This is a genomic window from Kitasatospora sp. NPDC057518 (assembly GCF_042802075.1).
Taxonomy (GTDB): Bacteria; Actinomycetota; Actinomycetes; order Streptomycetales; family Streptomycetaceae; genus Kitasatospora.
Genome location: NZ_JBHVEU010000673.1, coordinates 1 through 3,166 on the forward strand (window position 1 = coordinate 1; position 3,166 = coordinate 3,166).

Here is a 3,166-nt window from a genome sequence, read left to right on the forward strand (position 1 = left end):
GCCGCGACCCACCGGCCGATGTCGTCCGGTGTATCGGTGACGTCGGCGCCCCGTGCTCTGGTCCACCGCGGGGACCAGCCCGACAAATTCGCTGTCCGGTGGCCGGAGTGCCGTGATACACAATCCGGCGTGCAGAACATAGTGGAGTTTCCCGAGGTCCTGAGGCTGATCGAGGACCGGTCGGCCGCTTTCCGCGCCGCGATCGCGGCCGCCCCCGACCTCGACGTCCAGGTCCCGACCTGCCCGGACTGGACGCTGCGTGAACTGGCGCAGCACCTCGGCGACGGCCGCCGCCGCCAGGCCGCCATCGTCGCGGCGGGCCCGGGCGCCGAGCCCCCGGCGAAGACGTCCCCGAAGGGCGCCCCGACCGCGCCCCGCGACCGCGAAGCCCTGGACGCCTGGCTCGCCGAGTCGACCGGGCTCATGCTCGACGCTCTGCGCGAGGCCGGCCCGGACCGCGGCTGCTGGACCTGGTGGGGCCGTTCGCAGGCCCCGGAGACCAGCGGAGCCCTGGCCCGGCACCAGATCCAGGAGATCGCCGTCCACACCTACGACGTCCAGCTCATCCTGGGCGCCGCACAGCCGCTGCCGGCGGACGTCGCGGTCGAGGGCGTCGACGAGTTCCTGACGACCGTCTCGGCGACGACCGTCCCCTGGCCGTTCAAGCCGGCGACCATCGACCTGCACGCGGCCGAGGGCCGCTCCTGGCGCCTGACCCTCGACGCCTCCGGCGTCCGCTGCGACGGCCTCGCCGCCGACGCGGAGCCGGGCGACATGGTGATGCGCGGGGCGGCGAGCGACCTGGTCCTCTACTTCTACGACCGCATCCCGCTCGACAGCCTGGAGAACTCCGGCACCACCGAGCCGATGGAGCAGCTCGCGGAGTGGGACCCGACCGCGTAGAGGGGCATCCGGTGTGCTGGCAATCGGAGAGAGGGCGGGCGATGGCCGAGGCGTGGGACCGACTGCGGGCGATCATGGGGGAGCCTGTGTACGCCCCGGCGCGGGTTCCGTGGGAGTCGGCGCCTGCCGAGCTGGGGGTCCAACTGCCCTCGGACTACCGGGCGTTCATCGACCTGTACGGCGGGGTGAACCTGAACGGCGAGTGGGGTGTGTACACGCCGACGGAGACGCCGGTCTACGCCGGCGAGCCGACCGGTCTGGCGGGATGGCGCTTCAGGACCGACACCGATCTCCGCGATCAGCTCGAAGGCGAAGAGGTGTGGTGGGAGCTGCCGGGCCCCACCCCGGTGTTCCCGGACCCGGGCGGCCTGCTGCCCTGGGGCTGGAACAGCAACCACAACCAGTGCTGCTGGTTGACCACCGGTCCGGACCCCGAGCAGTGGCCGGTGGCGGTGTTCTACGAGGACCGGCTCGACCACTTCGACGGTGGTTTCGCGGAGTTCCTGGTCACCGTGCTGACCGGCGGCTACGCGGCGGAGGACGAGTTGCTGGTGCGCGCGGACCCCGCCGTGTGGGGGCCGCAGCCGGCCCGGCCCCTCTGGTCGCCGAAGGGGGACTGGGTGGGCAGGAACTGGGGCGCCGAGTGGGGGATCGACGGGTTCCTCACGGCGCCCGGGTCGACGGAGATGCCCTGGGTCAGGACGTGAGGGCGCCGCACGCGCGCGCACCGCGGACGGGAGGCGGTTCTCGGTGAAGCGCCCTTACTGGCAGCCGTACTGGTGGCGGCTGCGGTTCCGTGCGGACGGCGAGCCGGAGTTCGCGGTGCTGGGGCCCGGGCCGATCAACCGGGTTCCGAACGACGCCCTGAGGAACGTGCCCCTGGAGGTGTGGGCGGACGCCCTGCTGGAGGAGGCGCCCTACGAGCTCGACGACCTGCGCGGCGAGCTGCTCCTGGAGTGCTTCACGGAGCCCGCCCCCACGGAGGGCACCCCGCCGGTGTACTCGCGCCAGGTCCGGCTGCCGGGCCCCGCCCTGCCTCCGTACCCCGGGAGACGGCTCTCCTGAGCCACCGCCCCGGCGCCACTCCCCGGCCGTGGAGCGCTGCGTCGCTCGTGCTGAGGACGATCGTGGACCGGGGAGGTCTCAGGCCGGCGGGTGTCGGTCCCCGGTCGTACCGCTGAGGCCGGGTCCGTTCCCGGGTGGCGCGGTCGGTGCCACGCGCTCCCGTAGCTCTCGCAGGTCCGCCGGGGTGTTGACCGCGCACCAGTAGCCCTCGGCGCGGTACCCCGCCAGCTGCCGCAGCCGCACCAGGTGCGGCAGGGTCGTGGTCGCGTGGTCCCCCCGGTCCGGCAGCAGGGGGACGACCCCGGGCGCGAAGGCGTACACGCCGCCGTTGACCGTGCAGGCGGGCGGCGGCGGCGCGGCGAGTTCGGCGACCCGCCCCAGGGCGTCGCAGCGGACCGTGCCCCGGGGCAGCCGGGGCGGGACGAGGGCGACCGTGGCCAGCGCCCCGCACCGCAGGTGGTGGGCGGCCAGCGCGGTGAGCGGGAAGTCGGCCCAGATGTCGCCGTAGACGGCGAACCACGGGTCCCGCGGCGCCGGTAGCGCGCGGGCGGCGAGCTTCAGTCCGCCGCCCCGGCCCAGCGGGGTGGACTCCACGACCACGGTGGTGCGGACGGGCAGGGGCGCCGTGCGGACGTAGTCGGTGATCACCTGGGAGCGGTAGCCCGCCGAGACGACCACCGTCTCCACGCCCGCGTCGGCGAACCGGTCGAGCTGGTGGCGCAGCAGCGGTGTGCCGTCGACCTCGACCATCGCCTTGGGGCGCAGGTCCGTGTGCGGGGCGAGCCGTCTGCCGCGTCCGCCTGCCAGGATCACGGCTTGGCGGATCGGGAAGCACGTGTCCGGCGATGGCATTCCCGACCTCCCGGGAGCGACGGCACGGCTTCGGAGCCCCGGCCGCGCGGTGCGGACGGAGCGTACGAATGCGACGAGGGTGGCCCCGACGCGCCGCTGGAGAGGCAACCGATCCGATCGCCGTGAAGTCACGCCGATGAGCGGGTGATCGGTGCGATCGGTGCTTCCGTCCTGCGGAGTGATCAGTCGGGTCCACAGATGTCCGAGTCGGGCTCCGCCCACGGCCTCCTGTGTCGCGCCTCCGGGACAACCCTGACGGAAGATCAGGGGACGGCGGCTCCCCGCCCCTGATGCCCCGGGCGAGCGGGATCGGAAGACTCGTCGTCCGGGCCGGGAACCACCGGCC

The 3,166-nt window shown here is 73.9% G+C and carries 4 protein-coding genes; 3 read left to right on the forward strand and 1 reads right to left on the reverse strand.

Translation table 11 applies throughout. The features are described from left to right. The first annotated feature begins 129 nt into the window (after positions 1 to 129). Genes ACFU7Z_RS38115 through ACFU7Z_RS38125 form a run of 3 tightly spaced genes read left to right on the forward strand, consistent with a single transcriptional unit; the run spans position 130 to position 1,968 of the window. Entirely contained in the window at positions 130 to 903 is a 774-nt protein-coding gene (locus ACFU7Z_RS38115; RefSeq protein WP_380782693.1) for a maleylpyruvate isomerase family mycothiol-dependent enzyme, read from the forward strand. 41 nt (positions 904 to 944) lie between these two features. Then, positions 945 to 1,610 carry an SMI1/KNR4 family protein gene (locus ACFU7Z_RS38120; RefSeq protein WP_380782695.1) on the forward strand — a complete coding sequence of 222 codons (666 nt, stop codon included), beginning with the start codon at positions 945 to 947 and terminating at the stop codon, positions 1,608 to 1,610. A 43-nt stretch (positions 1,611 to 1,653) separates the two neighbouring features. Then, positions 1,654 to 1,968, forward strand: a complete 315-nt coding sequence (locus ACFU7Z_RS38125) for a hypothetical protein (protein ID WP_380782697.1) — start codon at positions 1,654 to 1,656, stop codon at positions 1,966 to 1,968. 78 nt (positions 1,969 to 2,046) lie between these two features. Here the strand turns inward: ACFU7Z_RS38125 and ACFU7Z_RS38130 are convergent, their stop codons facing one another. Further along, complete coding sequence (locus ACFU7Z_RS38130; protein WP_380782699.1) at positions 2,047 to 2,820, reverse strand: NDP-sugar synthase; 774 nt, start codon at positions 2,818 to 2,820, stop codon at positions 2,047 to 2,049. Positions 2,821 to 3,166 lie beyond the last annotated feature (346 nt).